A 433-nucleotide genomic window follows, 5' to 3' on the forward strand; every position below is an offset into this window, starting at 1 on the left:
GCGAAATCAACGCCGGGCATGATGGAAATTGGTCCGAACGATGCCCTTGGTGCGCCCCGAAGCCTCGACGTCATCAAACCAGCCCGCTTCGCCAGAAATTACCCGGTTTTTGCGGGTCTCCAGCTCGCAAGGCTGAACTGAACGTGCTGCTGAGCGGCAAGCCGGATACGAAGCCCGACATCCTGCCCAGCGCAGCAGGCATCTATGCCCGAAAGGTGAGCGCACTCACCGACGCGCTGGATCAGCCTGACGAGCGTCATGACGCTTCCGAAGCCTTACGCCAGCTCATCGTGAAAATCGTCCTGACACCGTAAGCGGTAAAAATCCTCCACGTTGCGGTTGAACCGCCGCGGCAGGTTTGGCGATGTAATTTTGGTAATCAAGCAGCGGTGACGATGTTGCTTATTTCGAACATGGTTTGCCCGGCGTTTAT

The 433-nt window shown here is 57.0% G+C and carries 1 pseudogene; it reads left to right on the plus strand.

Annotation, left to right across the window (positions count from 1 at the left end):
* Positions 1 to 314 (plus strand): annotated as a pseudogene (locus V2S85_RS27200) (hypothetical protein); the annotation flags it as partial.
* Positions 315 to 433: the final 119 nt, after the last annotated feature.

Origin of the sequence: Novosphingobium resinovorum, assembly GCF_036352595.1 — a bacterium.
GTDB classification, from domain to species: domain Bacteria; phylum Pseudomonadota; class Alphaproteobacteria; order Sphingomonadales; family Sphingomonadaceae; genus Novosphingobium; species Novosphingobium resinovorum_B.